The sequence below is a fragment of the Variovorax sp. Soil_C_12 genome (genome assembly GCF_057657375.1).
In genome coordinates this window covers 1-26,291 of the sequence record NZ_JBDGIO010000019.1, presented here as the reverse complement: position 1 = coordinate 26,291, position 26,291 = coordinate 1, and the positions used below count along the sequence as shown (strand labels likewise).

The window sequence follows — 26,291 nt, the reverse complement described above, 5'->3', positions numbered from 1 at the left end:
GGATGGTGTGGTCTTAGAAGGCATGCCTGATCCCGAAGTCATACCCCGTCGACTTGCTCGGTGCGTAGCCGGAAGTCCCGGCCCCTGTGGAGAGGTAAGCCACAGAGCCCCCCGTGATGGCGCCCATGATGGCCGGATTGTTCTGGCCATCCTTCACGCGGATGCGTGCCGCCGTTGCGTAGAGGGCTGTTCGCTTGGAAAGGTTGTACTCGTACCCGATGGCGAGTTTGTCGACCGAAGCATCTCGACGGGGCGTGAACGGCGTGGCCAGCGAACCCGGATCGTTGTCGAACTTGACGCGCGAGTACGACGCCTTGACCAGGCCTGCTCCAAAAGGCACCGTCACCCCAAGGAGCCCGCCGGTGTACTTGTCGTTGTCCCGAGCGGTGAGCAACCCGAAGACGGGGACGGTCGACGTCGATCTGCTCCGATCCCTCACCTGCGAGAGTTCGCCGAAGATCTTGAGAACATCGAAGTTGTACGACGCGCCCAGACTCATCGTCTTGATCTTCTCCTTGAGATCGACGCCGGTGGCAACACCGGCGGCGTTTACGGCTGCGCCGTCGGCGGCGGTACTTTCTGCATAAGCCAAGGCCACGTCCAGCGGCCCGGATGCATAGCCAAGGCGACCGCCGACCGACCGACCCTTGGTACTCGGGCTGTCAGGCAGATTGCTCTGGCGGACGTTCTCGTGCAGCGCATATTGAAGCTGGCCGTAGACGCCGCCGAGCGCCGGTGGCAGAAAGTACCCGATGCTGTTGCTGGTGCGCAGGTAGTTGTCCGATGCTGCCAAAGCCGATCCCGGGCCTCTGACCACCTGAAGGTTCGAGCCCACGGTCGACACGACATTCGCGCCGACGCCGACCGTGGTGAACGGGCTGAAAATCGTATCGTTCCAGAAGGTCGGCGTGTAGTCACGGCCCAGGCGGATCTCGCCAAAGGGCCCCGACATGCTCACCGTCGATCGCCGGTTGAAGGCGATCGCGCCGCCAGGCCCTCCACCCAGGCCCGAGTCGTTGGCCAGGGCAGCTTCGAGCCAGAAGCTGGATGACAAGCCGCCACCGAGGTCCTCCGTGCCCCGAAATCCCAGCCGGCTGTTCGAGTTCCCGCTGTTGGACAAGGCCGTCTGGCTTCGGGTTACGGTTGGTGTGAGGGCAGGGGGCAGAACCAGACGGTTGGTGTTGTTGTAGAACTGGCTTTTGGAGCTGTAGTAGCTGACGCCTGCGTCCAGGACACCAAAAAGCATGACGGACGATTGAGCGCTTGCTGCGGTGGCGAAAGACAGCATGCCCGTCAGAAGAGCGGTTTTTTTCATGAGGTTCTCGAGGTGACAGGGGCCGGTAGGCGATCTATTGCTTGGCGATGCCGGCACGCGTGATGACCTCGCCCCAGCGCGTGGTTTCATTGGCCAGCAGTTCGCGCGCCTGCTCGGGCGAACTCGCGCCGGGCGTCACGTGCAGCGCACGCAGCTTCTTGACGACTTCCGCATCGGCGAGCGCTGCATTGACCTCGCGGTTCAGCCGCGCGACCACCGGCGCGGGCGTGCGCGCTGGAGCGGCCAGTGCGTTCCACGACGTCACGGCATACCCGGCGATTCCGCTTTCGATCATCGTCGGCACGTCCGGCAGCGCCTGCGAACGACGATCGCCGGTGACTGCGAGCACGCGCAGCGCGCCGGAGGTGACCTGCGCCATCACAGGCGCCAGGATCTCTACGGCAGCATCGATCTGACCACCGCGCAGGGCAGTGAGTACCGCTGGCGAACCGTTGAAGGGCACCACCTGCAGGTCGACATTGGCGCGGATCTTGAGCAACTCGGCTGCCAGGTGCTGCGTGCTGCCCACGTTGATGCTTCCGATGTTGAGCTTGCCCGGATTCGTGCGGGCGAAGGCCAGCAGTTCAGACGCATTGCGAAATCGCGCATCGCTGCGTGCGAGCAGGCCCAGCTCGAAAGTTCCGAGTGTCGAGATCGGAGCGAAATCCTTCGTGACGTTGAAGGGCAGCGTCTTGAAAAGGTTGGCACTGACCGCACTGGCGTTGGACATCAGCAGCAGGGTGTAGCCGTCCGGTGCCGCCTTGGCCACCACGTCCGATGCCACCACGCCTCCGGCGCCGGGGCGGTTGTCGATGATCACGGCCTGGCCGAGCGACTGGCTCATGCGCTGGGCCACCACGCGCGCCGTGAGGTCGGCAACGCCACCCGCTCCGAAGGGCACCACGATGCGTATCGGCTGCGTGGGCCAGTTCTGCGCAAAAGCGCTCATGGTCGGGAGGATCGTTCCCATGGCCGTGAGCATCATCAGCCGGCGAATCCTTGATGTCATGTTTGTCTCCTGGATTGAAATTCGAATGCCCGAACTGTCGGCGACAGCGGTTCATCCAGCAATGCCGCTGTGCCACTTCGTGATATGCCGAACTTCGATAGCTCAGCCGACGATGTCGGGTCGGGACTTCTGGCAATGGGCACGCCCTTGCCTCAGCGTTCGCTTGCAGCCGGGCGTGGCTGCGAGGCACACTGTCGACGTTCTCTTTCAAACGAGAGGAAGTGTCATGAGCAAGCTGGCCGTCATCGGGACCATCGAGGTTCAACCGGGCGCGAGATCAGAGGTGCTTCGCGCCGTTCTTGCTCACCGCGAGCGGTGCCTCAAGGACGAACCAGGAACCCTGCAGTTTGAGGTCCTGGTGCCGTCTGCAGAGCCGGACAAACTCATGCTCTACGAGCTCTATGCCGACAGTGCCGCCTTTTCAGCTCACTTCAAAGGCACGAGCATGGCCCAGGTGCGTGCGGAGGTCGGAAGCAAGGTGTTGAGTCTGACGGGCATCCAATGCACACCGGGAGCTGAGTTTGACGCGTGACGCGCCGTGCGCCACCGAGCTCGGCAGCAGACGGTCGGAGGAGACTTCATGGCCAAGATGGCGAACGCCATACTTCTGTGCGTCCTGGCCGGGTGCGTAAGCACATCGCCTCGGGGCTATTCGGTGTGCTCGACTCAGCCAGGCACCTATGCCTGTCAGATCGACCAATATCAAAACGTCAACGACTGAGACCCCCGGCCGCCAGGTCCCGATACGGCACCTGGCGCGGCCATAGTTCATCGATGAGCGAGAAGACGAGCCACGTCAGGCGGGTGCATGTGCCGGCGCCGCGGCATGAGCGCCCGTATCCGGGCATCGAATCGCCCCGGCACGCAGCAGCGCCCCGATCTCCCCGTCATCGAAGCCCGACTCGCGCAGCACCTGCCGCGTGTGCTCCCCGCAGGAGGGGGCCGCCCGGTGCGGCTGCGCGTTGGCCTGGGCGCTGTCGACCGGGAAGCCCGGCATGCGGATCGTCCCGTGCAGCGGATGCGTCACCTGCGCCAGCATGCCGTTGGCCTCGAGCTGCGGATGCCGCGCGAGGTCCTCGTAGTTCGCCACCCGCGCGCACAGGATGTCGGCCGCGCGCATCAGCGGCAGCCATTCCTCGGTCGTCCGCGTCTTCAGCACCTCGGTCAGGATCTCGACCATGGCCTGGCGGTTGGCGACCCGCAGGGGCGAGGTGGCGAAGCGCGGGTCGGTCGCGAGCCCGGGCAGGCCCAGCAGCGCGCACAGCTTCGTCCAGCGTTCGGGCATGTAGGCGGCGATCATCAGCCAGCCATCGCGCGTCTCGAAGGCCTGGTTGGGCGCCGAGTAGGGCGCCGCGCTGCCCACGCGCACGGGCAGCTGCGCGTCGGCGAAGTAGCTGGTGATGGACGATTGCTGAAGCGCCAGCGCGGCATTGATCAGGCTCACGTCGAGCTGGCCGCCTTGCCCGTCGCGTGTACGCTGCGCAAGCTTGGCGAGCACGGCCATGACCGCGACGTAGCCGGTCATCACGTCGACGATCGGCGCCTGGACCTTGCAGGGCTCCGTGCCTTCCAGCCCGATCAAGCTCATGAGGCCGGAGTCGGCCTGCACGATGCCGTCGACGCCCGCGCGCTGGGCATAGGGCCCGGTCTGGCCGTAGGCCGAGATGGAGCAGTAGATGAGCCCGGGATGCGCGTCGGCGAGCGCCCCGAAGCCCAGGCCCAGCCGGGCCATCACGCCCGGCCGCATGCTCTCGACCACGATGTCCGCGCCGGCGACGAGGCGCCTGGCGACCGCCACGCCGCCTTCCGTCTTCAGGTCGAGCGACAGGCCCAGTTTGTTGCGGTTGAAGCCGTGGTAGAGCGCGGCGTCCTCGCCGATCCAGCCGGGCCCGAGGCCGCGGCCAAGCTCCCCTTCGGGCGACTCGATCTTGAGGACGCGAGCGCCCATGTCGGCCAGGAGCATGGTGCAGGTCGGCCCCGCGCCGATCTGCGTGAAGTCGACGACCGTCAGGCCGTCCAAGGCATGGCGAAGCATGGTCAGGCTCCAGGGGAAGAAGGTGTGGGGCTGCGCTTGAAGGCGCCTTGTGCGGTGGCGACCAGCTCGCCCGATTCGGTGAGCAGCTCGCCCGATGAAAAGTAGAGGCTGCGCCCCGTCTTCGTGACCTTGCCGGTGGCGCGCAGGCGGCCGGGGCCGGCTCGGCGGAGGTAGTTGATGGCAAGCGACACCGTGACGGCCTGGCCCATCGCCTCGCCCTCTCGCGCGGCGAGGCCGGCATAGCCGCAGGCCGCGTCCAGCAGGGTCGCCGCGACGCCGCCCTGCAGGCTGCCCTGGCGGTTCAAGTGGCGCGCGTCGACCTCGATCTGGAAGGTGGCATGGCCCGCGCCCACCTCCACCAGCACGATGCCGAGGTACTCGAGCAGCGGGTTGTCGGCGCCGCCCGGTGCGTCGGCGAATCCCCCGGCGCTCACAGCGACACCTTGATGCCGTTGTCGTGGATCACCCGCTCCCAGCGCTTGAGCTCCTTGCCGATGTAGTCCTTGAGCTCCGCCGGCGTCGAACTCTGCACCTCGAAGCCCTGGTTGGCAATCTGCTTGGCCACGGCCGGGTCCTTCAACGCGGCCACCATCGCCTCGTTCAGCTTGTGTACCACCGCAGCCGGCGTCCTCGCCGGCGCCAGCAGGCTGTACCAGAGGCTGGCGTCGTAGCCTTTCATGCCGGCGTCGCCGAAGGTGGGCAGCTCGGGCATGAGGGCCGTGCGCTTCTGGCCCGCCACGCCCAGCGCGCGCAGCTTGCCGGCCTGGACGTGCTGCGCCACCGAGGCATAGGTCGCGAAGGAGACCTGCACCTGCCCGGCGATGAGGTCGGTGATCGACGGGCCCGTGCCGCGGTAGGGCACGTGCAGCATCTCGGTCTTGTTGAGCTTCGCGAAGACCTCGCCGGCCAGGTGCTGCGGCGTGCCGTTGCCGGGACTGCTGTAGTTCAGCTTGCCCGGGTTGGCCTTCGCGTAGGCGATGAACTCCGGCAGCGTCTTGTACGGCTCCTGCGTGTTCGCGACCAGCACGATGGGCACCGAGCCCAGCAGGCCGACAGGCTCGAAGTCGCGCTCGATGCGAAACGGCACCCTCATGTCGAGGAAGGGGTTCATCGTCACCTGGCTCGACGCGATGACGAGTGTGTACCCGTCGGGCGCGGCCCGCGAGACCAGCTCGGTGCCGAGGTTGCCGCCGGCGCCGGGCCGGTTGTCGATGACGATGGTCTGGCCCAGCAGCTGGCTCATGCGCGGCGCGATGGCGCGGGCCAGGATGTCGTTGCCGCCGCCGGGGGCGAAGGGCACGACCAGCGTGATCGGCTTCTGCTTCGGGAACTCGGCCTGCGCCGCGGCCGGCAGGGCCAGCGCGGCCATGGATGCGGCCAGCGCCACGAGGGCGTGGCGGCGGGTGGGGGTGTTCATGCTCTGTCTCCTTGGAATAAGCGAATGGGCGAACCGGCGGCAGCCTCAGCGGCCGGTGTAGGCAGGGGAGCGCTTCTCGGCAAAGGCCTTGCGGCCTTCGAGGCGGTCTTCGGTGTCGCGCAGCACGCCCCAGTAGAGCTCGGTGAGCTGCTGCGCGTCGGCCTCGCTCAGGTGCTGGGTCTGGCGCGACAGCTTCTTGATGGCCTGCACCGCCAGCGGCGCGTTGGCGGCCACGGTCTGCGCGAGCGCAAGCGCGCGGTCCATCAGTGCCTGGGGCTCCACCACCTGGGTCACCAGGCCGATGCGCTCCGCTTCGGCGGCAGCGATGCGCTCGCCGGTCAGGGCCATCTGCATGGCATGCGCCGAAGGGACCGCCTTCAGCAGGCGATGCAGGCCGGACACGGCGGGGATCGATCCCACCTTCGCTTCCGGCAGCCCGAAGCTGGCGCTGGAGGAGGCGATGCGCAGGTCGCACTGCAGCGCGATCTCGAGGCCGGCTCCGAGGCAGTGCCCATTCACCGCCGCGATGACAGGCTTCCAGACGCACAGGTCCGTGAGGTCCATCAGGCGGATGTACAGGCCCAGGTCCGCAGACCGTTCTGTGCTCCGGAAGACCGCTTGCGCATAGCTCGCCGGCGAGCTCTGCGTGCCCTTCAGGTCGGCGCCCGCGCAGAAGGCGCGCTCGCCGGCGCCGGTGATGATGGCGGCGCGCAGCTCGCTGCGGTCGCGCACTTCCGCCAGGTGCGTGCGCAACTCGCGCAGCGCCTCCACGCTCAGGGCGTTGAGCGCTTGCTGCCGGTCGATGGTCAGCACCGCGACCGCACCGTGGGTCTCGAATCGGATGTTCATGGCGTCACCTCACACGCTTGGGGAAGAGAGGCTGCGGCCGCCGCACACGTACAGCGTCTGCCCCGTCACATACGACGACTGGGGGTCGAGGAAGAACACGACCGCGTTGGCAATGTCCTGCGCCGTGCCGATGCGCTTCACCGGCACGGAGCCCTGGAGCCGTGCCTGGACCTCGGGCGCGAAGTTGCGGAACAGCGGCGTGTCGACGATGCCCGGCGCCACGGCGTTCACCGTCACGCCCTGGGAGGCAAACTCGATGGCCAGCGAGCGCGTCAGGCTCACCACGCCGCCCTTGGCCGCCGAGTAGTTGGCCTGGCCGAAGCCGCCCAGCCAGGCGCGCGAGGAGATGTTGACGATGCGCCCGTGGCCGCGCTCGATCATTCCCGGCAGCACTGCGCGGCAGCACAAGAACTGCGAGCGCAGGTTGGTGTCGATGACCAGGTCCCAGTCCTCGTCGCTCATCTTCAAAAAGCGCATGTCGCGCACCGCGCCGGCGTTGTTGACGAGGTGGTCGATGCGGCCGGCCTTCTCGACGACCTCTGCCATCGCCCGGTTGACCGCCGCGGAGTCCGTCAGGTCGACGGTCACGCCGATGGCCTGGAAGTCCTCGCGGGCCAGCGAGGCGAGCGCATCGGCCAGGGCCGTCGCGTCGCGGTCCAGCAGCGCCACGGTCAGGCCTTCCTGCGCCAGGCGCTTCGCAATGCCGAAGCCGATGCCGCGGGCGGCGCCCGTCACCACGGCCACCTGGCCGGATTCGAATCGTGCAGCAGTCATGCTCAAACTCCCAGGAGATGGACGGAGGAGGCCGCGTGATCGACGCCGGCAATGCCGCCGCCTGTGCATTGCGCCAGCCCGATGCGCGCACCCGCCACCTGGCGTGCGCCGGCGCGGCCCTGCAGGTGCCACATCAGCTCCACCATCTGCGCCACGCCGGTGGCGCCCAGTGGATGGCCCTTGGCCAGCAGGCCGCCGCTCGGGTTGACCGGCACGCGGCCGCCCAGGCGGGTCGCGCCGGAGCGCAGCAGCGGCACCGCCTCGCCGCGCGGCGCCAGGCCCAGCGCCTCGTAGTACAGCAGCTCGGCGATGGTGAAGGCGTCGTGCAGTTCCACCACGTTCACGTCCTGCGGGCCCAGGCCGGCCTGCTCGTAGGCCTGGCGTGCGGCGCGGGCCGTGATCTCGGCATCGAGGATGTCGTCGTCGGCTTCTTCGCGGATGCCGGAGACGACGACCGAAGACAGCACCTTCACCGGCTTCTGCTTCTTGCCGGGGCGCGTGCTCAGCACCACGGCCGCCGCGCCGTCCACCTGCGAGGGACAGCACTGCAGGAGCGTCAGCGGGTCGGCGATCATGCGCGAGGCCAGCACTTCTTCGACCGTGGTTTCGGTGCGCTGCTGCGCGTATTCGTTGAGCGAGCCGTTGTGGCGGTTCTTCACCGCGACGGCGGCCAGGTCGGCCGGCGTCGCGTCGCGCTCGTGCAGGAAGCGCGTGCCGCGCATCGCGTACACCGCCGGCAGCACCATGCCGGCCTTCGCATAGAGCTCGGTCTTGTGATCGTTGCGCTGCAGCGGGATGGTGCCGCCGCCCAGTGCCGTGAGCTGCTCGATGCCGAAGACCAGCACGGTGTCGTACTGCTGCGCGAGCAGCGCGTGGCGCGCCAGATGGACGCCGGTGGCGCCGCTCGCGCAGGCGTTCTCGACGTTGTAGACCGGGATGCCGGCAAAGCCCAGGTCGCGCACGATCAGTTGCCCGAGGATCATGCCGCCGAGGACGTTGGCGCAGTAGATGGCCTGGATCTGGTCCGGGGTGACGCCTGCGTCGTCCATGGCCTTCAGGATGGCTTGCTGCGCGAGTTCGGGCGCCAAGACGCCGGGGTGGCGGCCGAAGGGCGTCATCGCGCCGCCGGTGATGTGGATGTCCTGCATGTTGTCTCCTTGAAGATGGTTCAGTGCTCGACGGCCACGAAGACGTAGCCGAATCGTTCGTCGGGACGGGCGGCATAGCGCTCGCCGATGGCAGGCCGTGGCTTGCCGCAGAGCCGCCCGAAGATGCGCACCGGGCCGGGGAAATCGACATAGCCGAGCGCGTAGGGCGCCTCGCCGCTCTTGGCGCTCGGGTGGATCACCGTGTAGCTGTAGACCTCGCCGACGGCATCGAGGGCGACGCTCTCATGCCGGTCCGCGAGAGGCGAGGCGGGCGGCAGCGCGGGAAAGACCAGCTCGCCGCCGGCGAGGTCGCGCGAGGCGAGAAGGGCGGGTTCGGGAGCGGTGCTCCACAGGGGGTACGAAAGCTCGGGCACAAGGGTCTCCTGGTTCTCAAGGAAGCCGGCACGAAGCCGGTGGGATGAGTGGAGTTTTGGCTTTCGGGCCCGAATGCTCAAACGATATTCGCGGGGATTACGGTTGAGAAAAACGCAAGCACGCCGATGGCCGCGATGCGCGCCAGGCGCTGCTGCCAGAATGTGGCAGCGCAAGTGCCGCACGGAGAACGTCCATGTCTCTTCTTGTCCTTGGCCTCATCCTGTTCCTCGGCATTCATTCCGTGTCGATCGTCGCCCCGGCCTGGCGAGAGAGGCAGATCGAACGCCGCGGGGAAAAGCTCTGGAAGGGCCTCTACGCCCTGGTCTCGCTCGCAGCCCTGGTCCTGCTCATCCATGGCTACGGCGTCGCCCGCCAGGCCCCGCTGGTGCTCTACGCGCCGCCGCCCGCGCTGCGCCATGTCGCGATGCTGCTGATGCTGCCGGTGTTTCCGCTGCTGTTCGCGGCGTACCTGCCCGGGCGCCTGCAGCGAGCGGCCAGGCATCCGATGCTGCTGGCCGTGATGTTCTGGGCTGCGGCGCACCTGCTGGCCAATGGCACGCTGGCCGACCTGCTCCTGTTCGGCGGCTTCCTCGTCTGGGCCGTGGCCGATCGGATTTCCGTTGGACGCCGCGCCGTGCCGCGCAGAGTGCCTGGAGCCCCGCCGAGCACGGTCAATGACATCGCGGCGCTCGCGGGTGGCCTGGTGGTCTACGCCGGCCTTCTGTTCTGGGGGCACGGGTGGCTGACCGGCGTGCCACTGCTGGGTTAGGTCGCGTCAGTAGACGTCGCGCCGATAACGGCCCTGCGCGATCAGCGCGTCCAGGCCTTGCGCGCCCAGCACCTCGCTCAGCGCCGCGTCCACGCCGGGCGCCATGCCTTCGAGGCTGCCGCACACGTACACCACGGCGCCTTCGGCGAGCCAGCGCCGCAGCTCGCCGGCCGCCTCGCGCAGGCGGTCCTGAACGTAGACGCGCTGCGCCTGGTCGCGCGAGTAGACGAGGTCGGCGCGCGCCAGCAGGCCCGACGCCTGCCATTGCGCGATCTCGTCCGCGCCGATCGCGTCGTGCGCGGACTGGCGCTCGCCGTACACCAGCCAGTTGCGGCCGTGGCCACGCCGCGTGCGTTCGCGCAGGTGGGAGCGCAGGCCCGCGAAGCCGGAGCCGTTGCCGATGAAGATGCAGGGCCGGTCCTCTTCCGCCGGCCCAAAGCCCGGGTTGGCGACCAGCCGCATCTCGATGTCCGCGCCGAGCGGCGCGTGCGCGGTGAGCCAGCCGGAGGCGAGGCCCAGGCCGTTGTCATGCCGGGCCTGCCGCACCAGCAGCTGGACGCAGCCATCGGCAGGAATCGACGCGACCGAGTAGCTGCGCGGCGCGAGCGGCGGCTGCGCGCCGCCGTCCGGATGGCGCGGCAGCACCTCGACCAGCGCACCCGGCGCCCAGCTTCGTTCGCGCGTGGAGCGAAGCTCGATCTCGAAGAGCGGATCGCCCTGGCTGCCTTCGTTGAGCAGGCTGCGGCGCACGAGTTGCCAGGCTTCGAAGGCGCGTTCGGAAGGCGCGGACTGCTGCAGCGCCTGCCAGGTGTCGATGCGCAGGTCGAAGGCATCGGCGATCGCGCGCTGCCAGCGGCCCATCGCCTCCAGGTTGCCGTTGTCGACCTCCACCATCGGGAACAGCGCCTGCGCGCCCTGGCTGCGCAGGTCGTGGTCGAGCTTGCGGCCGAAGCCGCAGAAGGTGGCGTAGTGCCAGTCGCCGAGCGCGAGCACGCCGTAGTGCACATGCCGCAGCTGCGGACCCGCCTGCTGCGCGAACCTGCGCGCGAAGGCGCGCGCCGCGTCGGGCGGATCGCCGTCGCCGAAGGTGCTGACCACCCACAGCACCTTGCGGAAGTGCAGCAGCGCATCGACGCTCAAGTCGGACAGGGTCTTGACGACCGTGCCGACGCCGGCCGAGCGCAGCGCGGCGGCGGTCTGCAGGGCGACGCGCTCGGCGTGGCCGGTCTGCGTGGCGAAGGCGATCAGCACCTGCTCACCGCCTTGCACGGGGGCCGGGCCCAGGCGGGCACGCTCCGCGCGCACCGCACGCTTCGTGCGGCGGCGGCCCAGGTACAGCATCCACCCGGTGATCGCGAACAGCGCCAGGGCCAGGGCGCTGAGCGTCATCACGATGCGGCCCGGCAGGCCCCAGTAGGTGCCCATGTGCAGGGGGTAGATGCTGTTGACGAGACGGCCGCCCAGCGGCTTGTCGGCATAGCGCTCGTGCTGCGTCGCCTCGCCCGTGGCGGCGTGCAGATAGAGCCGGTTGCGCGCGCGCTCATGCTCGGGCTCGGCGCGCAGGTAAGTGGCCTCGACCTGCGAGGCATTGCGCGCGGGCAGGCGCAGCGTGACCTGGCTCCAGTCGCCCGAGGTCGTTTGCTGGAAGGAGCGCCATACGCGCTGCAGGTCGAGCCGGACCGGCGCGCCGGGCGCGCCCTGCATGCGCTGCGTGCGCACGGTGCGGCCTTCGCCGGCGGCATCGTCGATCAGCGTGCGCACTGCGTCGAAGCCCCAATAGATCCCCGTGGAGGCGGACACCAGGTAGGCGAGCAGCGCGACGGTGCCCGCCACAGCGTGGAGGTTCCACAGGAAGGCGCGGCCCGTGAGTGCGAAGTCCAGCCGCAGCCAGTTGCGCCACGCGAGCGGCCGGCGCGGCCAGCGCAGGTACAGGCCCGACAGTGCGAGCACCAGCAGCCCCGCGGCCAGGGTGCCCGTGACCGACTTGCCGGTGTCGCGCGGCATCAGCAACCAGCGGTGCAGGCTTTCGACGAACTCGAAGAAGGCTTCGGCGCGGGGCTCGGGCAGGAGGGCGGCGCTGTAGGGATCGGCCAGGCGCGTCTCGCCGCGGCGCTCGCCGGGCGGTGGCGCGAAGTTCACGCGCACCGGGCGGCTTGCGTCCGCGAACAGCGTCAGCGTCGCCACGCGCCGCCCGCCTGGCGCGGCCTGCAGCCGGTCCAGCATCTCGGCCGGGGCCAGCGGCTGGGCATCGGCCGCATGCGGCACGCGGCGCAGGGCCGGATCGATCAGGTCGGTGATCTCGGCGCGGAAGGAAAGGATGGCGCCGCTCAGGCCGATGACCAGCAGCACCGATCCGGCCGTGATGCCGATGAACCAGTGGATCTGGAACCAGGCGCGTCGCAGAAGAGCCATGCTGCGCCCGCCCTCAGAGGTCGACCTTGACGGTCGCCTTGATCGTGCGCGGAACGCCCACCGCCAGCCGCGTGCCTGCCGCCGACCAGTAGCGCTTGTCGCCCAGGTTGTCGATGTTGAGCTGCCACAGCGTGCGCTTGCCGAAGAGCTTCGTGACGTAGCGCGCGCCGGCCGCGAAGATCGTGTAGCCGCCGATGAAGCCCTGGTTCAGGTCGTCGATCGGGCGCTTGCCGGTGTAGTAGGCGCCGCCGTTGACCGAAAGCCCCGGCACCGCCGCGATGTCGTAGGAAAGGAAGGCGCTGGCCGTGTGCTTGGCGGTGTTCTCGGGCATCTTGCCGTTGTACTGGGCGTTGATGTCGCGGAACTCCGCATCCAGCGTCTGGGCCGAGAGTTGCCAGGCCAACTGCCGCGTCAGCTGCCCCTGCGCCGAGAGCTCGAGGCCGCGGTAGCGCTGGCGGCCGTCGGCCACGAAGGTGTTGGCGCTGTTGGTGTAGGCGCCGGGCCGCTCGATGTCGAAGAGCGCGGCCGACAGCAGCGTGCCCGTGCCGGTGAGCCAGCGCAGCCCGGCTTCCTTCTGCTTGCTGATGCCCGGTGGCATGCGGTTGTTCTGGTTCGCGGTGCCGGCGGGTGCGACTTCGCCTTCCTCCACGCCCTCGGCATAGGAGACATAGGCCATCAGATCGGGCGTGAACTTGTAGCTCAGCGCCGCCAGCGGCGTGGTCTTCTTCACGTCGTAGTCGATCTGCGGCAGCGTGGCGCTGGCGAACTGCGTGCTCTCGAAGCGCGTGTGCCGCACGCCCGCCACCAGCTGCCATGCGGGCGAGAAGCTGATGCGGTCGAGTGCGTACAGGCCCAGCTCCCGGCTGTCCTGCGCGCCGGTGGTGGGCTGCGTGGGCAGCGCCGTGAGCGGCAGGAAGCCGATCGCGCGCGGGAAGTACAGGTTCTGCGCCGTGGTGGCGCCGCCGTAGTTGCGCTGGAAGATCGGGTCCTGGCTCTTGTCGCTGCGCGCCGCGCCCAGGGTGAGCTCGTGCTGCACGGCGCCGGTCGCAAAGGTGCCGTACAGCTCGGTGCGCAGCAGGTCGGAGCTCTGCTCCAGGTGCTGCACGTTGCCGGTGATGCGGCCGGCGCCGGTGCGCACGTTGTAGTTGCTGAACATCGCCAGGCGCCGGTCGCGCTGGGCCTCGGAATGGCCGGCCTCCACCATCAGCGCCCAGTTGTCGCTGAGCGAATAGTCGGCGCGCAGCTGGGTGTTCTTGACCTCGGCCTCGAACACGGCCCACGGCGGGCCGATCAGCTTGTGCGGGTCGGGCAGCGCCGGCAGCGGGATCACGCCGTTGACGGCCGCCAGGCGCGTGATGCCGGCCAGCTCGACGATGCTCTTGCGGTAGTACTCCAGGTCGGCCTTGAGCGTGAGCCGGCTGTTGATGCGCCAGTCGAAGGCGGCCGACAGGAACTTGCGGTTGCCGTCCACGCCGTCGATGGTCGAGCCGAGCTGCCCGCCGGCCGCGTTGATGCGCAGGCCGTACTGGTTCTGCTCGCCGAACTGCCGGCCCAGGTCGACGAAGCCCTGCACCGTGCCCTGGTCGTCGAAGCTGGTGCCGATCGAGGTGACGGGCGTGCTGCCCGCGCGCTTGGTCACGAGGTTGATCACGCCGGCCGGCGAGGTGAAGCCGTAGTAGAGCGCCGAGGCGCCCTTGAGCACCTCGACCCGCTCCTTGTTCTCCAGCGGGATCTCGGACACGTTGGGGATCGCGAGCGAGCCGTTGAGCCGGAAGTTGGTGCGGTTCTCGACCGCGATGCCGCGGATCACCAGCTGGTCGAAGGTGTCGCCGCCGTTCTGCTGGCGCGTGACGCCGGCCGTGTTGCGCAGCACGTCGTAGATGCCGGTGGCGCCCTGCAGCTCGATGACCTCGCGCGTCACCGTGTTGACGGTGGCCGGCACGTCCATGATGCTGGCCCCGCGGAAGGTGCCGGCCTCGACGGTGTTGGCGACGAAGCCGCTGCTGCGCTCGGACTGGACGGTCACCGCGCCGAGCTCGCCGCCGGCAGCGGGGGTGGAAGAGGTGGCCTGCGCGCAGGCGAGCTGGGCCGCCAGCGCGAGCGGCATCGCAACGAAGAACTTGTGCATGGGATCGCCGGGCCGACGGGCCGGGCCCGGGCGACGGTGTTCGTATCGAGGAGAGGGACGCGGGATTGTAGGTGATCAAATGAGAGCTATTCTCATTTTCTCGCCTCTGCTACATCCGCAACGGCTGCGCATACCCCGTCATTTCCAGATAGCCGCGCCCGATGCGCCGGCCGCTGTCGTCGAGCAGCTCGCTCAGGCCCTCCCAGTAGACGCCGCCGGTCGAGCCGCGGCTGTCGAGCTCCTGGTCGTCGAGCAGCGCCTGCACGGTGAAGGCGCCCGAGGGCGTGGCGATGCGCCAGCGCAGCGGATAGACGGCGCGGGTGCGCGGGCTGGTCCAGGGCCTGGCGCCTTCGAAGCGGACTTCATCGGCGCCGAACACGCGCTGCCGGCCGTCCGCACTGCGCAGCGCGCCGCCGAACCACAGGGCCGAGCCGTCGCGCCGGCGGATGCGGAAGGCCATCAGCGCGCCGCCGTCGTCGAGGTTCATGCCGATCCAGTCCCAGCCCGACGCATCGGGATGCAGGTAGGCCTCGCTCCACTCGTGGTCCAGCCATGCGCGGCCCTGCACCTCGAAGCCGCGGCCCTGAAGGCTCAAGCGGCCCTGCGCCGCCAGCTGTGGTTCGCTGTAGTAGTAGCTGGCCTGTTCGGCGTCCGGGCCCTTGCGCGACAGGCCGTCCTTGCCTTGCAGCAGCACGGGCTGGGTCGGCGCAAAGCGCAGGTCCAGCGCGAAGCCCTCGGCCGGCAGGTGGGCCGCGTAGCCGTCGGCATTGCGCTTGAGCGTCCAGTTGCGCAACCGGACGTCGGTGTCTCCTTCGGCAGCCGACGCGATGCCGAAGCCCGCACGCGCGATGCGCTGGTCGTGCCAGAGCTTGCGCCCCTCGAGGTCGGTGATGGCCGCGTGCGCAAAGATCAGCTGGCGTGCCGCGAAGGCCGAGCGCATCTGCTGCGTGGCATCGACGCGCGCGCGGAAGAAGGTGAGCTGGAAGCCGAACTCGCGCGTGCCCGAGCGGGCGTGCCCGGTGATGTACCACCACTCGGTGCGCAGCTCGGGATGGCTGCCGAAGTCGCGCGGAAACTGCAGCGTGCGCAGGGGCAGCGACCACGCGGCCGGCATCGCCAGCGCCGTCATGGCGAGCAGGGCGCGCCGCGACAGCAGTCCGTGCTGCACGCCCATGCGCTTCAGCCCGCGAGCGCTGACTGCAGGCGCTGCTCGGCCGCGCTGCAGTCGCCGAAGTTCTGCGCCACCCAGCCGGCGTCGTGGTAGCTCGGCAGGTAGCGTTCGCCGGCATCGCACAGCAGCGAGAGGATGGAGCCCGGCCGCCCGGCCGCGCGCATCTCGCCCGCCAGCGCCAGCATGCCGATGAAGTTGGTGCCGGTAGAGGGCCCGACCTTGCGGCCCAGCAGGCGCGAGAGCACGCGCATCGCGGCGACCGATTCGACGTTGGGCACCTCGATCATGCGGTCCACCAGCGAGGGGATGAAGCTGGGCTCCACCCGCGGGCGGCCGATGCCCTCGATGCGCGAGCCCGGCGCCGTCAGCGTCGCGTCGCCGCTGCGGTGGTAGGCCGCGAACACCGAGCCTTCGGGGTCGGCCACGCAGATCTGCGTGTCGTGGCAGCGGTAGCGCACATAGCGCCCGATGGTCGCGCTGGTGCCGCCGGTGCCGGCGCCCACCACGATCCAGGCCGGCACCGGATGCCGCTCGTGCGCCATCTGCTGGAACATGCTCTCGGCGATGTTGTTGTTGCCGCGCCAGTCGGTGGCGCGCTCGGCGTAGGTGAACTGGTCCATGTAGTGGCCGCCTTCGCGCTGTGCCAGCGCGCGGGCCTCGTCGTAGACCTGCGCCGCGTGCTCGACGAAGTGGCAGCGGCCGCCGTAGAAGTCGATCTGCGCAATCTTCTCGGGCGAGGTGCTCCTCGGCATCACCGCGATGAAGGGCAGGCCCAGCAGGCGCGCGAAGTAGGCCTCGCTCACCGCGGTCGAGCCGCTCGAGGCCTCGACGATGGTCGTGCCCTCGCAGACCCAGCCGTTGCACAGCGCGTAGAGAAAGAGCGAGCGTGCCAGCCGGTGCTTGAGGCTGCCGGTCGGGTGGGTCGATTCGTCCTTGAGGTAGAGCTCGATGCCGTGCGCCGCGAAGCCCGGCAGCGGCAGCGGGATCAGGTGGGTGTCGGCGCTGCGCTGGTAGTCGGCCTCGATGCGGCGGATGGCGCCGGAGAGCCAGGGGCTGTCGGAAGAAGTATGCGTCACGCGCTCGAGTTTATAAGTCCGGTGCCAATGACCCAAACCGCTCATGAAAAGCCCGCGAGCAGCAAGTCCAGGCTGGCCTGGAACTCCTGCTCCGGCGTGCTTCGAAGCGCGGCGGATGCGATGTCGATCAGGTGCGGGAAGCGGTCGGCCGGGAGCGCCCGGAATCGGGCGATCGTGTCCTCGGCCGACTCCATGGCCTGCAGGGAAAGAGGGCCGGCCAGCTCGGCTTGGGCCAGGCCCATCACCAGCGCCGACACGGCCCGGAAGGCGACCAGCAGGTCCGCGCCCGACCGGCCGCTGCGCGACAGGGCGGCCAGCAGCGCTTCCGTGACCTCGAACATCGCCGGCGCCCGGCTGCGGCGGGTGAGGATCAGCGGGATGGCATTCGGGTGGGCCCGCACCGCCCGCCAGAGGGCGGAAGCGATCGCGCGCACCTCGCCCTTCCAGTCCGCGAAGGCGTCGCGGTCCCAATGCACCTCGGCGATCACCGCCTCGATCACGAGCAGGTCGAGCCCTTCGCGCTGCGGCACGTAGTTGTAGAGCGTCATCGCACCGGTGCCGAGCTCGGCGGCCAGCGAGCGCATCGACAGGCCGGCGAGCCCCTGCGTGTCGAGCAACCGCAGGGCCGCGGTCTGCAGTTGTGCATGCGTGAACTTCGCCGGTCGTCCCATCTCTCTTCCTCGTTGACACGGTATCGGATGCGTGATTATAGTCAAACACGTACACCGTACGTTTAATGGAAGAACCCGATCATCGGCCCTCGACCGGGCCGGGAAAGAGATGCTCATGAAACTCGCTCCGGGGCGCGCCGCGCCCGCATTCGAAGCCCAGGCGATCTCCGGCAGGAGCGTTCGCGTGCCCGCAGCGCAAGGGCGCTACACGCACCTGCAGTTCCGCCGCTTTGCCGGCTGTCCCGTCTGCAACTTCCATCTGAGGAGCATGGCGCTGCGCCAGGCCGAGATCGCCGCTGCCGGCATCCGGCAACTGGTGTTCTTTCATTCCTCGCGCGAGGAGATGCTCGAGCACCAGGCCCAGTTGCCCTTCGATTGCATTGCGGATCCCGACAAGAAGCATTACCGCGCCTACGGGGTGGAAACATCATGGCGCGCGCTTTTCCACCCCGGCGTGTTCTGGAGCGGCATGCGCTGGGTGCTGGCAACCGGTCGCTTCTACCGCAAGGCCGAGAACGGCATCCTGGGCCTGCCGGCGGACTTCCTGATCGATGCGCAAGGCCGCGTGCTTGCCTGCAAGTACGGCCTGCACGCGGACGACCACTGGGAAGTCGAAGAGCTGCTACGCCTCGCCGGCGACGCATGCCCGGCTGCATCCGCGCGGCGCGATGCGCTCACCAATCTTCCTTGACCGCCAGCACCGCGTCGCGCGAGGCCGCCGCCCGCCCGGCCAGCCAGGCGGTGACGGTGCCGGCCGCCACCACCGCGGCGCACAGCGCGGCCAGGCGGGCCCAGGGCACGAGCAGGTCCATGGTCCAGTGAAAGCTCTGCGGGTTGACCACGTGCACCAGCACCACCGCGACCGCAAGGCCCAGGCCCAGGCCGGCCGCCGCGCCGATCGCGGTCCAGGCCGCGCCTTCGCCGGCCACCACCGCCAGCACCTGCGCCCGCGTGAAGCCCAGGTGCGCGAGCAGCCCGAACTCCTTGCGGCGCGCCAGCACCTGCGCGCTGAAGCTGGCCGCAATGCCGAACAGCCCGATGCCGATGGCCACCGCCTGCAGCCAGTAGGTGACCGCGAAGCTGCGGTCGAAGATGCGCAGCGAGGTCGCGCGCAGCTGGCCGACGGAGGCGATCTCGACCGCATCGGCCGTGCCGAGCTCGCGCGCGGCCAGCGCGCGCACGGCCTGCTGGACCTGCGCCTCGTTCGCGCCCGGGGCCAGCCACAGCGCGACGTCGCTCACGCTGCGGTCGCCGGTGAGGCGCTCGAAGTCGCGCGCATGCACCGTGATGGCGCCGAACTGCCGCACGTAGTCGCGCCACACGCCGGCCACGAAGAAACGGGTGCCGCCACCGAAGGCGCGCTCCAGCGGCTCGAAGCGCGTGCCGGGCTTGGCGCCGTAGAGCTCGACCATGGCCTCGCTCACGTAGATGCCGATCGCATCCGCCGGCACGGGCAGTGCCACGCCGAGCAGGGGCAGCGAGCGCGAGGCATCGTTGTCGTCCAGGCTGCGCGAGATCAGCGTCACCGAGGGCCGCGTCGGATCGAGCAGCAGCGCTCGTGTGCGCAGCGTGCCGGTGCGCGTCACGCCCGGCAGCGCCGCCAGCGCTTGCACGAAGGCCGGCGTGAAGGCTGCCTGCTCGCCGCCGACGGAGCCGCCACCGCCGCCGCTCGCGCTGCGCACGTACAGATCGGCCGGCAGCACTACGTCGAGCCACTGCGTCACCGACTCGCGAAAGCTCGCCACCATCACCGTGAGCGCCACCGCCAGGCTCAGGCTCGCGACCACGCCGCTGACGGCCACCGCCGCGGTGGCGCGCATGCGCCGTGCGCGCTCGATCGCCAGCATGGGCAGCACACGCCGCGCGAACGCGGGCGCCAGCCGGTCGTAGAGCAGCGCGATCAGCCACGGCAGGGCCGCGATGCCGCCCACCAGCAGGAAGCCCACCGAGAGGTAGGCCGCGATCGGAATGCCGAAGACCGCGGGCGCCGTGGCCAGCGCGATGCCGGCAGCGATCAGCAGCAGGGCCAGCTTGTGCGCGCCGCCTTCGGCGTGCGCAGCGCCAAGGCCCTTGAGCGTCTGCGCCTCGGGCAGCGCCTGCGCCGCGCGCGCCGGCCACCAGCCGCCCACCGCCGCGGCCAGCAACCCGAGGCCGCCGTAGAGCAGGGCCGGCCCCCAGCGCCAGCGCAGGGTTGGCGCCACGCCCTCGAAGTAGCCGCCGCCGAGGTCGCCGCCCAACACCCGCAGGCCGAAGGCGGCGAGCGCGGTGCCGAGCGCGAGCCCTGCGATGCTGCCGATCAGGCCCAGCGCCAGCGACTCGACCAGCACCAGCCGCAGGCGCTCCCGCGGCGTGAGGCCCAGCACGCCCAGCAGCGCGAACTGCTGGGCACGCTTGGCGACGCTGAGCGCCAGCACCGAGAACACCAGGAAGGCGCCGGTGAACAGCGCCACCAGCGCCAGCACCGTGAGGTTGACGCGGTAGGCGCGCGAGAGATTGCTCACGCGCTCGGCCGCATCGCCGGGCTCGGCGATCTGCAGCTTCGAAGGCCAGCCCGGCGATTCGCGCAGCGTGCGCATGAAGGCCGTGCGGTCGGTGCCCGGCGCAAGCCGCAGGTCGATGCGCGTGAGCTGGCCGGCGCGGCCGAACAGGTCCTGCGCGGCGCCGATGTCCATCACCGCCAGTGGGGCGCCGCCGGCCGCGATCTGGCCGGAGATGCGCAGCTCGCGCGTTTCCGTGCCGATGCGCAGCTGCAGCCGCGTCGCGCCTTCGCCGAGCGCGTTGCGCGCGGCCGCGTTGAGGAACACCGTGTCCGGCGCCATCAGGGCGAAGCGGTCGGCATCGGCGGCCGGCCTGGGCATCAACGCGGGCGCGATCGAGGGCAGCAGCAGCGCATCGACGCCGAGCACGCGCAGCGGCAGCCGGCGCGCATCGCCGGGCAGGGCCGCCGCGGCCTGGGTCTCCAGCACGGGGCTGGCGAGTTGCACCTGCGGCAGCTGCGCGACGCCGGCGAACAGGGATTCGTCGAAGCTGCCTTGCGCGGCGCGCAGCTCCAGGTCGGGCTGGCCGTTGACCGAGCGCACCGCGCTCGAGAACTCGTCCAGCGCCGAAGCGTTGATCAGGTGCACCGAGAAGGCCAGCGCCACGCCCAGCATCACCGCCAGCACGGCCGCGGCGCTGCGCCAGGGGTGGTGGCGGAGTTCTTGCCAGGAGAAGGTGCGGAGAAGGGCGCGCATCGAGTTCGATTCTGCTCGCTCCTGGTGCTGGGCTCAGCGGTAGCCAAGGGCCGGCACAATCCCCGAATGTCCACCCAGTACAGCGACTTCATCGTCTTCGTCGATGAGAGCGGCGACCACAGCCTGACCTCGATCGACGCCAGTACCCCGTGTTCGTGCTGTCGTTCTGCATCTTCACGAAGCAGTGCTACGCCGAGGTGCCGACGCCTGCGATTCGCCGGCCGAACTTCGAAATCTTCGGGCACGACATGGTGGTGCTGCACGAGAACGACATAGGGCGCCGCAAGGGCATCTTCGGCACGCTCACCATCGAGCAGCGCGCACAGTTCATGGAACAGCTGACCGATCTGATAGGCGCGTGCGAATTCACGCTGATCGCCGTGGTGATCAACAAGCCTGCGCACAAGGCCAAGTACAGCGATCCGACCACCCCTATCGCTTGGCGCTGCAGTTCGGCCTGGAGCGCTTGCGACATTTCCTGTTGAAGAAGGGCGTGACGGAAAGCACCACCCACGTAGTCTGCGAAGCACGCGGCGCTGCTGAGGATGCGGAGCTTGAACTGGACTTCCGGCGCGTTTGTGACGGGGACAATCGCGGCCGCAGGACATTCCCGTTCAAGCTGGTGGTCGCCGACAAGCGGACCAATTCGGAAGGCCTCCAGCTGGCTGACCTGACGGCGCGGCCTATCGGGTTGTCGGTGGTGAGAAAGGGCCAGGCGAACCGCGCCTATGATGTGCTGGCGGGCAAGTTCTTCGCCGGTGACCACGGATCGGTGGGTACAAGAATCCTCGTTGGGCGTGGCGCCATGCACACATCCGCAGGGAGTCGGCCGGAGATCGGCCGCCCGAGCATCCTCAAACAGTAGGAGGCACCGCATCCGCACCACGCCTATGCTCCGGCCGGCATGCCCGAACAAGATCGAACACTCCCCACCGCCCCCACCGCCGATGCCCTTTTGGTGGAGCTGGACGAGTCCCAGCGCATCCTCGCTGCATTGCACGCCGCAGTACGCAGGCGCTCGGCGAACAACCCGAACATGGACCGCCTCCTCGCCACACTGGCGAGCGCGCTCGACGAGATCGAGGCGCAGCTCAAAGCCGCTCGGCCTGCGTCGACAGGTAGGCGCGTACTGCCACACTGGCGCTGAGCCCCGCCGCACGACCATACGCCTGGCGCGCCCCCTCGCGTTCGCCGCTTGCGCCCAATAGGTGCGCCCGTGCGGCCCAATAAGGCTGATAGCTCGCGGCCTCGCCCGTCGCCAAGGCATCCAGCGCGCGCAGCCCGGCGGCCGGCCCTTCGGCCCGCGCCAGCGCACAGGCCCGGCTGACGTGCGCGCCGATGGAGGGCCGCAAGGCGACCAGCCCGTCGTAGAGCGCGAGCACGGCCTCGGCCGGGACCGGCGCGCCCAGGCGCCGCGCGCAGTGCGCGGACTGGATCGCCGCCTCCATCTGGTAGGCGCCCAGCGCGCGCAGGCCGGCCGCGCGTTGCAGCGCCTCCTCGGCCCGCGCGTGCATGCCGAGGTCCCAGCGCCGGCTGTCCTGCACATCGAGCGGCACATACGCGCCGGACTCGTCGCGCCGTGCCGCGGTGCGGCTTTCGCAGAACAGCATCAGCGCCAGCAGGCCCAGCGGCTCGGGCTCCCGCGGCATCAGCCCGCAGAGGATGCGGCACAGATCGATGGCCTCGCCCGTCAGGCCGCGCTGTGCGCTGTCGGCGCCGTCGATGTCGTCCCAGCCGGTGCCGTAGGCCGCATAGATGCCGTCGAGCACATCCTGCAGGCGTTGCGGCAGATCCTGCGCGCGTGGGAATTCGAAGGGGATGCGCGCCGCGCGGATGCGGGCCTTGGCCCGCACCAGGCGCTGGCCCAGCGTGGCCGGGGCAACGAGGAAGGCGCCGGCCATGCGCGACGCGTCGAGGCCGAGCACGGTCTGCAGCATCAGCGGCGCGCGCGCCGCAGCGTCGATGGCCGGATGCGCGCAGACGAAGAAGAGGCGCAGCCGCTCGTCCGGCACTGCCTCGCCGCCGCTCGCGTCGGCCGCGAACTCGTCGGCCACGGTCAGCAGCGTCTGCCCGGCCTCGTCCTGCACGCGGCTGTGGCGCCAGGCGTCGAGCACGCGGTTGCGCGCCACGCTGAGAAGCCAGGCCTCGGGCTGGCGCGGGATGCCCTCGGCGGGCCAGCGCTCCAGCGCACGGGCGAAGGCATCGGCCAGTGCGTCCTCCGAGGCGGCGATGTCGCGCGTGCGCGCCGAGAGGATCGCGACCAGCCGGCCATAGGACTGGCGCGCGGCCCGCTCGGCCGCCGCGTGCGCTTCCTGCGCGCGGGGGAGGGGCGCGGTGCTCACATCTCGGTCGGCGCGGTGAACACCGGGCGCACCTCCACGCCGCCGGTGGTCGCACAGGGGGCGCGCGCAGCCCATTCGAGCGCGGCGTCGAGGTCCGGCACCTCGATCACGAAGTAGCCGCCCAACTGCTCCTTGGTGTCGGCGAAGGGGCCGTCCTGCTGCACCTGGCGCTTGTCGCCGCGCACGCGCAGCGTGGTGCCGGTCATCGGCGGGTGCAGGCCGTGGCCGCTTTGCACGATGCCGGACTGGCGCACTGCGCCCACGTAGTCCATCCAGCTCGCGCGATAGGCCTGCGCCTTGGCCTCGTCGCGCTGGTCGAACTCGGATTGGGGTTGGTAGAACATCAGCATGTATTGCATGGGGAACCTCCGGGAAGAGAGTATGTCGAGCAAGATCGCTCATGCCCATGACGTCTGCCAGCCCGGCATTTCGACAGCCTGTGCGCGATGGGACGCAAAAAAGTGGAGCGGGTCGAGTCCGGCTTCGATCAACGCGTCCAGGATGCTCTGGTTCGGCGAGCTCCGGAGCATGCGGCTCAGTGCACGGTTGGCCCGAACGCCGGTCGCCTTGCGGTGGCCTTCGATGCCGCCGGGCAGTCACCCGGCTCGCTGGCCCTGAGCATCAACGCGAGAGGGTTGCCACGATCATCGACAGACCGAAGCTGGAGAAGGTCATTGACAGGGCGACAAGCAGGATCTGGGTCTTGCGCGAGAGCTTGTGCCAGATCTCGACAGACCGCGCGGCGGATTGGCGTAACACGGATTGCAGGGAGGCAGAGATGCGGGCCCTCTTGGGCGCCAGGTGATGCAGGGGCTGAAGGCCGGAATGCAGGTTATCCAGCGAAGTGGCAGCGGCTGAGCTCATGACAATCTCCGATCAGTGGGGCGCTGGGAGAGCGATTCACCTCTTTCCTGCGCATGATCGAAGTATTTGGTTTTCAGCTTTTCGGCACATCGACCAGAGGAGCCAGTTCGGCCTAGGCGGAGGGCCAAGGTCGAAGGGCCATGGTCCGGGCCGAGGCTCAAGCCGGTGGTGCTACCGCAGCGGCCGGCGTGAAACCCATCACGAACTGCATGAGCTCGGCGCCGATATTGACCACCTGGCTGTCGATCCCGGCGGGCAGCACCAGGCTGCAGGGGGCGTGAAAGCGTTGGGCCGCGCCGTCGACCACGAGCTTGCCGTGGCCGGTGAGCAGCAGCACGACCCGAGCACATTCGATGGGCTGGAGGTCGACGCGTGCGTCGATCTCGAGGACTTCCATCCAGAGCTCGAAAGGCGCAAAACCCAGGCCCCGATGGGCCGCGGCAAAGCGCTGCCGCCCTTCGGCGTGGAGTCGAGGCAGGGTGGAGTGGTCGATGACATGCATGATTTGAAACTGGGTGACTGGCGCGTGCCCCGTCATCGCGGGGCGCGTCCGGATACTCTTATTGGTCCGGTGCCAGTGTTCCCCGTCCAGGGCCGGGTGCCTAGGCCAATCGAGAGCCAATGGCGAGCCAATGGGCCGGTTCCGCAGGGGTGTCCTTGGCCCTATAGTCCGGTCTCGCGCCGGAGGAACGATGCAGCGTGCGACTTTTGCTCAGACCAAGATCCAGCCGCCGCGATTTCGCGCCGGACTGATCGAGCGCGGCGAGCTGGAGCGGCGCATGGGCACGGCGCTGGCTACCCGCCGGCTCGTCCTGCTGATCGCGCCAGCGGGTTACGGCAAGACCGCGGCCCTGTCGCGGCAGTTCCGGCGCCTGCCCGAAGACTGCGCGGCCATCTGGATGACGGCCGACGAAGAAGACGACCTCCAGCGTTTCCTGGTCTGCCTGGCGGAATCCCTGGAGCCCTGCGATCCGCCTTGGCGCACGGCGCCCGAGGCGCTGGCGAACCAGCTCGCGGGAGGGGCCAGCCTGCGCGCCGGCGCCGACGAATTGCTCGGGGTGCTCGCCGCCATTCCCGTCGCGCATGGCGTGATCGCGCTGGACGATCTTCATGCCGTCACGGACATTCGGGTCTTCGAGCTTCTGGGGATGCTGCTGGCCGGGCTGCCCGAGAACTGGACGCTGGCGATCGCGTCGCGCAACGACCCGCCTCTCCCGCTGGCACGGCTGCGGGCGCGGCGCGAATTGGCGGAGTTCCGGCAGTCGGACCTCAGCTTCGATCAGAACGAGATACAGCTTCTGTGCGGCGCGTCGGGCGCGGACGCCAGCGGCGAGGCCGCCCTGCGCCTGCTCGAGCTCACCGCGGGCTGGGCTGCCGGGGTGTCCCTGAGCCTGGGCACGCCCGCCGGCGCGGGCTCGGGTTCACCGGACGCTCGCTGGAGCCGGCGGCGTCTTTTCGACTACCTGGCTGCCGAGGTGCTGGACAAAATGCCGCCGGACTGGGGCGGCTCGAAGAGGCGGACAGCCGTGCGCTGGCGATCCCTGCCGATCCTGGCGTGCCCGAGACGGCAGCCCTGATCGAGCTTTTCGGGTACTGGCGCACAGGGATCTACGGCCCCTCCACGGGTCCGGCCGAACATCTGGGAAGAATGGTGGATCTCCTGATGCAAGGGGGCGTCGGCGCAGCTCTGGCACCGATGCATCCCGCGGCTCTACATCATGATCGGCCGGCCGGGCGTTGCAGGCCCGATGCGCCGCTTCGTGGAGGGTGCGCTCGCAGCGGCCCGCGATACCAGTCAGCCGCTGGAGGCGGCGGCAACCGTGCTCGACACCTGGCTGCTCTTGTGGCGTGGCCATCGCGAGTCTGCGCGCGCAGCCATCGAGCGCGTGAAGGCGCAAAGCCGCTGGCTTGGCCAGCCCAGGAGCCTGCGGGTGCCTTTGCTCGGCGCTGCCGTGGCCTTCGACGCGATCCGCGGGGACAAGGAGGGCGTGCGGACGGGAAGCCAGGCCCTCATGTCCACCATGCTCACGTCGGCCATTCACGCGGACTGGCGCACGAACATCACGGCGTGGGCCGGGCGCCAGGCTGCGGCCGTGGACGCGACGCTTCTTGCCGAGGTGGCGCAGGCCCGATGGGGCGCGGCTGCGCCGGCGACGGGGGTCGCAGCGCTCGAACGCTTGGCGGCGCTGGCGAAACAGTGGCGATCCGAGGCCCATGAAGGACGCGACGCCGTTGAAGGCGAGCCACGGCTCAGCACACGGGAGATCGAAGTCCTGAGCTTCCTCGCCGCAGGGCAGAGCAACAAGCTGATCGCCCGGAGCCTGGATCTGAGCCCGCACACCGTCAAGCGCCATGTGGCGCGAATTCTGGACCGGCTCGATCTGTCGTCACGAGGCGCAGCCGCCGCGTGGTACCAGGAGCAACGGCGTGCTTGACGAACCCACTGCGATCCATTCCCACACGCTCGCGCCGGCAAAGATCCGGCTTCCCCGCCCTCGCGCCGGACTGATCGAGCGCACCGACCTGGATCGCCGGCTTGGCGAGGCGCTGATTCGCCGGAGCCTGGTGCTCCTTGTCGCGCCGGCCGGCTTCGGCAAGACGGTGGCCTTGATGCGCCAGCTGCAGGGTAAGCGGTCAATGAACCACGCCCTTCTCACTGCGGCGGAGGTTGGATAGGAGCCGCTCAGGCGGCGGTGAGATCAA

26 protein-coding genes are annotated in these 26,291 nt (G+C 69.4%); 7 read left to right on the top strand and 19 right to left on the bottom strand.

What is annotated here, in order from left to right; all coding sequences use genetic code 11:
* Positions 1 to 13: 13 nt before the first annotated feature.
* Positions 14 to 1,315, bottom strand: a complete 1,302-nt coding sequence (locus AC3A6X_RS31945) for a porin (RefSeq protein ID WP_487845953.1) — start codon at positions 1,313 to 1,315, stop codon at positions 14 to 16.
* A gap of 34 nt (positions 1,316 to 1,349) precedes the next feature.
* Positions 1,350 to 2,324: a Bug family tripartite tricarboxylate transporter substrate binding protein gene (locus AC3A6X_RS31940; RefSeq protein WP_487845952.1), complete on the bottom strand. Its 975-nt coding sequence runs from the start codon at positions 2,322 to 2,324 to the stop codon at positions 1,350 to 1,352.
* A gap of 226 nt (positions 2,325 to 2,550) precedes the next feature.
* Between AC3A6X_RS31940 and AC3A6X_RS31935 the strand changes: the two genes are divergently transcribed.
* Positions 2,551 to 2,856, top strand: coding sequence for a putative quinol monooxygenase (locus tag AC3A6X_RS31935; protein ID WP_487845951.1), 306 nt, complete (start codon positions 2,551 to 2,553; stop codon positions 2,854 to 2,856).
* A 264-nt stretch (positions 2,857 to 3,120) separates the two neighbouring features.
* Here the strand turns inward: AC3A6X_RS31935 and AC3A6X_RS31930 are convergent, their stop codons facing one another.
* From AC3A6X_RS31930 to AC3A6X_RS31900, 7 genes are read right to left on the bottom strand one after another with little or no spacing between them, the layout of a single operon-like run.
* On the bottom strand, positions 3,121 to 4,359 hold the full coding sequence (locus tag AC3A6X_RS31930; protein ID WP_487845950.1) for a CaiB/BaiF CoA transferase family protein: 1,239 nt from the start codon (positions 4,357 to 4,359) through the stop codon (positions 3,121 to 3,123).
* Between the two features lie 2 nt (positions 4,360 to 4,361).
* The gene (locus AC3A6X_RS31925) at positions 4,362 to 4,793 is read right to left on the bottom strand and encodes a PaaI family thioesterase (RefSeq protein WP_487845949.1); all 432 of its coding nucleotides are present in this window, start codon (positions 4,791 to 4,793) and stop codon (positions 4,362 to 4,364) included.
* Positions 4,790 to 5,776, bottom strand: a complete 987-nt coding sequence (locus tag AC3A6X_RS31920; protein ID WP_487845948.1) for a tripartite tricarboxylate transporter substrate binding protein — start codon at positions 5,774 to 5,776, stop codon at positions 4,790 to 4,792. Before AC3A6X_RS31920 ends, AC3A6X_RS31925 begins: the two co-directional genes overlap by 4 nt.
* A 45-nt stretch (positions 5,777 to 5,821) precedes the next feature.
* The gene (locus AC3A6X_RS31915) at positions 5,822 to 6,625 is read right to left on the bottom strand and encodes an enoyl-CoA hydratase/isomerase family protein (protein WP_487845947.1); all 804 of its coding nucleotides are present in this window, start codon (positions 6,623 to 6,625) and stop codon (positions 5,822 to 5,824) included.
* A gap of 9 nt (positions 6,626 to 6,634) precedes the next feature.
* Positions 6,635 to 7,399: an SDR family NAD(P)-dependent oxidoreductase gene (locus AC3A6X_RS31910; RefSeq protein ID WP_487845946.1), complete on the bottom strand. Its 765-nt coding sequence runs from the start codon at positions 7,397 to 7,399 to the stop codon at positions 6,635 to 6,637.
* Between the two features lie 2 nt (positions 7,400 to 7,401).
* Entirely contained in the window at positions 7,402 to 8,547 is a 1,146-nt protein-coding gene (locus AC3A6X_RS31905) for a thiolase family protein (protein ID WP_487845945.1), read from the bottom strand.
* A 20-nt stretch (positions 8,548 to 8,567) separates the two neighbouring features.
* Positions 8,568 to 8,921 carry a Zn-ribbon domain-containing OB-fold protein gene (locus AC3A6X_RS31900; protein WP_487845944.1) on the bottom strand — a complete coding sequence of 118 codons (354 nt, stop codon included), beginning with the start codon at positions 8,919 to 8,921 and terminating at the stop codon, positions 8,568 to 8,570.
* Between the two features lie 194 nt (positions 8,922 to 9,115).
* On the opposite strand from AC3A6X_RS31900, the gene AC3A6X_RS31895 reads away from it, so the two are divergent.
* Complete coding sequence (locus AC3A6X_RS31895; protein ID WP_487845943.1) at positions 9,116 to 9,691, top strand: NnrU family protein; 576 nt, start codon at positions 9,116 to 9,118, stop codon at positions 9,689 to 9,691.
* A 6-nt stretch (positions 9,692 to 9,697) separates the two neighbouring features.
* Here AC3A6X_RS31895 and AC3A6X_RS31890 read toward each other — a convergent pair whose 3' ends face one another.
* From AC3A6X_RS31890 to AC3A6X_RS31870, 5 genes are all read right to left on the bottom strand, one after another.
* Positions 9,698 to 12,103, bottom strand: coding sequence for a PepSY domain-containing protein (locus AC3A6X_RS31890; protein WP_487845942.1), 2,406 nt, complete (start codon positions 12,101 to 12,103; stop codon positions 9,698 to 9,700).
* A 13-nt stretch (positions 12,104 to 12,116) separates the two neighbouring features.
* Positions 12,117 to 14,231, bottom strand: a complete 2,115-nt coding sequence (locus tag AC3A6X_RS31885; RefSeq protein WP_487845941.1) for a TonB-dependent siderophore receptor — start codon at positions 14,229 to 14,231, stop codon at positions 12,117 to 12,119.
* Between the two features lie 109 nt (positions 14,232 to 14,340).
* The gene (locus tag AC3A6X_RS31880; protein WP_487845940.1) at positions 14,341 to 15,405 is read right to left on the bottom strand and encodes a lipocalin-like domain-containing protein; all 1,065 of its coding nucleotides are present in this window, start codon (positions 15,403 to 15,405) and stop codon (positions 14,341 to 14,343) included.
* Between the two features lie 5 nt (positions 15,406 to 15,410).
* Positions 15,411 to 16,478, bottom strand: coding sequence for a PLP-dependent cysteine synthase family protein (locus tag AC3A6X_RS31875; protein ID WP_487845939.1), 1,068 nt, complete (start codon positions 16,476 to 16,478; stop codon positions 15,411 to 15,413).
* A 41-nt stretch (positions 16,479 to 16,519) separates the two neighbouring features.
* Positions 16,520 to 17,149, bottom strand: a complete 630-nt coding sequence (locus tag AC3A6X_RS31870) for a TetR/AcrR family transcriptional regulator (RefSeq protein ID WP_487845938.1) — start codon at positions 17,147 to 17,149, stop codon at positions 16,520 to 16,522.
* Positions 17,150 to 17,264: 115 nt separating this feature from the next.
* On the opposite strand from AC3A6X_RS31870, the gene AC3A6X_RS31865 reads away from it, so the two are divergent.
* The gene (locus AC3A6X_RS31865; protein ID WP_487845937.1) at positions 17,265 to 17,840 is read left to right on the top strand and encodes a peroxiredoxin-like family protein; all 576 of its coding nucleotides are present in this window, start codon (positions 17,265 to 17,267) and stop codon (positions 17,838 to 17,840) included.
* Here the strand turns inward: AC3A6X_RS31865 and AC3A6X_RS31860 are convergent.
* Positions 17,824 to 20,382 (bottom strand): ABC transporter permease, encoded by a 2,559-nt coding sequence (locus AC3A6X_RS31860; protein ID WP_487845936.1) that lies wholly within the window; start codon positions 20,380 to 20,382, stop codon positions 17,824 to 17,826. The two genes, AC3A6X_RS31865 and AC3A6X_RS31860, sit on opposite strands and share 17 nt — an antisense overlap.
* 184 nt (positions 20,383 to 20,566) lie before the next feature.
* Here AC3A6X_RS31860 and AC3A6X_RS31855 point away from each other — a divergent pair, with 184 nt between their 5' ends.
* Positions 20,567 to 21,247 carry a DUF3800 domain-containing protein gene (locus AC3A6X_RS31855; protein WP_487845935.1) on the top strand — a complete coding sequence of 227 codons (681 nt, stop codon included), beginning with the start codon at positions 20,567 to 20,569 and terminating at the stop codon, positions 21,245 to 21,247.
* 226 nt (positions 21,248 to 21,473) lie between these two features.
* On the opposite strand, the gene AC3A6X_RS31850 is transcribed toward AC3A6X_RS31855, so the two are convergent.
* The 4 genes from AC3A6X_RS31850 to AC3A6X_RS31835 all read right to left on the bottom strand — a co-directional run bounded on the left by AC3A6X_RS31850 (position 21,474) and on the right by AC3A6X_RS31835 (position 24,090).
* Complete coding sequence (locus tag AC3A6X_RS31850; protein WP_487845934.1) at positions 21,474 to 22,724, bottom strand: RNA polymerase sigma factor; 1,251 nt, start codon at positions 22,722 to 22,724, stop codon at positions 21,474 to 21,476.
* Positions 22,721 to 23,083, bottom strand: a complete 363-nt coding sequence (locus AC3A6X_RS31845) for a YciI family protein (RefSeq protein ID WP_487845933.1) — start codon at positions 23,081 to 23,083, stop codon at positions 22,721 to 22,723. The genes AC3A6X_RS31850 and AC3A6X_RS31845 overlap by 4 nt, the downstream gene beginning before the upstream one ends.
* Before the next feature lie 262 nt (positions 23,084 to 23,345).
* Positions 23,346 to 23,588: a hypothetical protein gene (locus AC3A6X_RS31840; RefSeq protein WP_487845932.1), complete on the bottom strand. Its 243-nt coding sequence runs from the start codon at positions 23,586 to 23,588 to the stop codon at positions 23,346 to 23,348.
* A gap of 157 nt (positions 23,589 to 23,745) precedes the next feature.
* The gene (locus AC3A6X_RS31835) at positions 23,746 to 24,090 is read right to left on the bottom strand and encodes a hypothetical protein (RefSeq protein WP_487845931.1); all 345 of its coding nucleotides are present in this window, start codon (positions 24,088 to 24,090) and stop codon (positions 23,746 to 23,748) included.
* A 190-nt stretch (positions 24,091 to 24,280) separates the two neighbouring features.
* Here AC3A6X_RS31835 and AC3A6X_RS31830 point away from each other — a divergent pair, with 190 nt between their 5' ends.
* The 3 genes from AC3A6X_RS31830 (at position 24,281) to AC3A6X_RS31820 (ending at position 26,264) form a co-directional block, all read left to right on the top strand.
* Positions 24,281 to 25,165 (top strand): hypothetical protein, encoded by an 885-nt coding sequence (locus AC3A6X_RS31830; RefSeq protein ID WP_487845930.1) that lies wholly within the window; start codon positions 24,281 to 24,283, stop codon positions 25,163 to 25,165.
* A gap of 141 nt (positions 25,166 to 25,306) precedes the next feature.
* Entirely contained in the window at positions 25,307 to 26,023 is a 717-nt protein-coding gene (locus AC3A6X_RS31825) for a helix-turn-helix transcriptional regulator (RefSeq protein WP_487845929.1), read from the top strand.
* Complete coding sequence (locus AC3A6X_RS31820) at positions 26,016 to 26,264, top strand: hypothetical protein (RefSeq protein ID WP_487845928.1); 249 nt, start codon at positions 26,016 to 26,018, stop codon at positions 26,262 to 26,264. Before AC3A6X_RS31825 ends, AC3A6X_RS31820 begins: the two co-directional genes overlap by 8 nt.
* Positions 26,265 to 26,291 lie beyond the last annotated feature (27 nt).

What these genes read in the sequence shown, in the direction of transcription:
- AC3A6X_RS31920 (WP_487845948.1), bottom strand. Translation starts at nt 5,776, where the DNA reads ATGAACACCCCCACCCGCCGCCACGCCCTCGTGGCGCTGGCCGCATCC.
- AC3A6X_RS31890 (WP_487845942.1), bottom strand. Translation starts at nt 12,103, where the DNA reads ATGGCTCTTCTGCGACGCGCCTGGTTCCAGATCCACTGGTTCATCGGC.
- AC3A6X_RS31930 (WP_487845950.1), bottom strand. Translation starts at nt 4,359, where the DNA reads ATGCTTCGCCATGCCTTGGACGGCCTGACGGTCGTCGACTTCACGCAG.
- AC3A6X_RS31895 (WP_487845943.1), top strand. Translation starts at nt 9,116, where the DNA reads ATGTCTCTTCTTGTCCTTGGCCTCATCCTGTTCCTCGGCATTCATTCC.
- AC3A6X_RS31840 (WP_487845932.1), bottom strand. Translation starts at nt 23,588, where the DNA reads ATGAGCTCAGCCGCTGCCACTTCGCTGGATAACCTGCATTCCGGCCTT.
- AC3A6X_RS31880 (WP_487845940.1), bottom strand. Translation starts at nt 15,405, where the DNA reads ATGGGCGTGCAGCACGGACTGCTGTCGCGGCGCGCCCTGCTCGCCATG.
- AC3A6X_RS31910 (WP_487845946.1), bottom strand. Translation starts at nt 7,399, where the DNA reads ATGACTGCTGCACGATTCGAATCCGGCCAGGTGGCCGTGGTGACGGGC.
- AC3A6X_RS31885 (WP_487845941.1), bottom strand. Translation starts at nt 14,231, where the DNA reads ATGCACAAGTTCTTCGTTGCGATGCCGCTCGCGCTGGCGGCCCAGCTC.
- AC3A6X_RS31945 (WP_487845953.1), bottom strand. Translation starts at nt 1,315, where the DNA reads ATGAAAAAAACCGCTCTTCTGACGGGCATGCTGTCTTTCGCCACCGCA.
- AC3A6X_RS31845 (WP_487845933.1), bottom strand. Translation starts at nt 23,083, where the DNA reads ATGCAATACATGCTGATGTTCTACCAACCCCAATCCGAGTTCGACCAG.
- AC3A6X_RS31830 (WP_487845930.1), top strand. Translation starts at nt 24,281, where the DNA reads ATGCAGCGTGCGACTTTTGCTCAGACCAAGATCCAGCCGCCGCGATTT.
- AC3A6X_RS31935 (WP_487845951.1), top strand. Translation starts at nt 2,551, where the DNA reads ATGAGCAAGCTGGCCGTCATCGGGACCATCGAGGTTCAACCGGGCGCG.
- AC3A6X_RS31865 (WP_487845937.1), top strand. Translation starts at nt 17,265, where the DNA reads ATGAAACTCGCTCCGGGGCGCGCCGCGCCCGCATTCGAAGCCCAGGCG.
- AC3A6X_RS31905 (WP_487845945.1), bottom strand. Translation starts at nt 8,547, where the DNA reads ATGCAGGACATCCACATCACCGGCGGCGCGATGACGCCCTTCGGCCGC.
- AC3A6X_RS31825 (WP_487845929.1), top strand. Translation starts at nt 25,307, where the DNA reads ATGATCGGCCGGCCGGGCGTTGCAGGCCCGATGCGCCGCTTCGTGGAG.
- AC3A6X_RS31835 (WP_487845931.1), bottom strand. Translation starts at nt 24,090, where the DNA reads ATGCATGTCATCGACCACTCCACCCTGCCTCGACTCCACGCCGAAGGG.
- AC3A6X_RS31940 (WP_487845952.1), bottom strand. Translation starts at nt 2,324, where the DNA reads ATGACATCAAGGATTCGCCGGCTGATGATGCTCACGGCCATGGGAACG.
- AC3A6X_RS31915 (WP_487845947.1), bottom strand. Translation starts at nt 6,625, where the DNA reads ATGAACATCCGATTCGAGACCCACGGTGCGGTCGCGGTGCTGACCATC.
- AC3A6X_RS31870 (WP_487845938.1), bottom strand. Translation starts at nt 17,149, where the DNA reads ATGGGACGACCGGCGAAGTTCACGCATGCACAACTGCAGACCGCGGCC.
- AC3A6X_RS31860 (WP_487845936.1), bottom strand. Translation starts at nt 20,382, where the DNA reads ATGCGCGCCCTTCTCCGCACCTTCTCCTGGCAAGAACTCCGCCACCAC.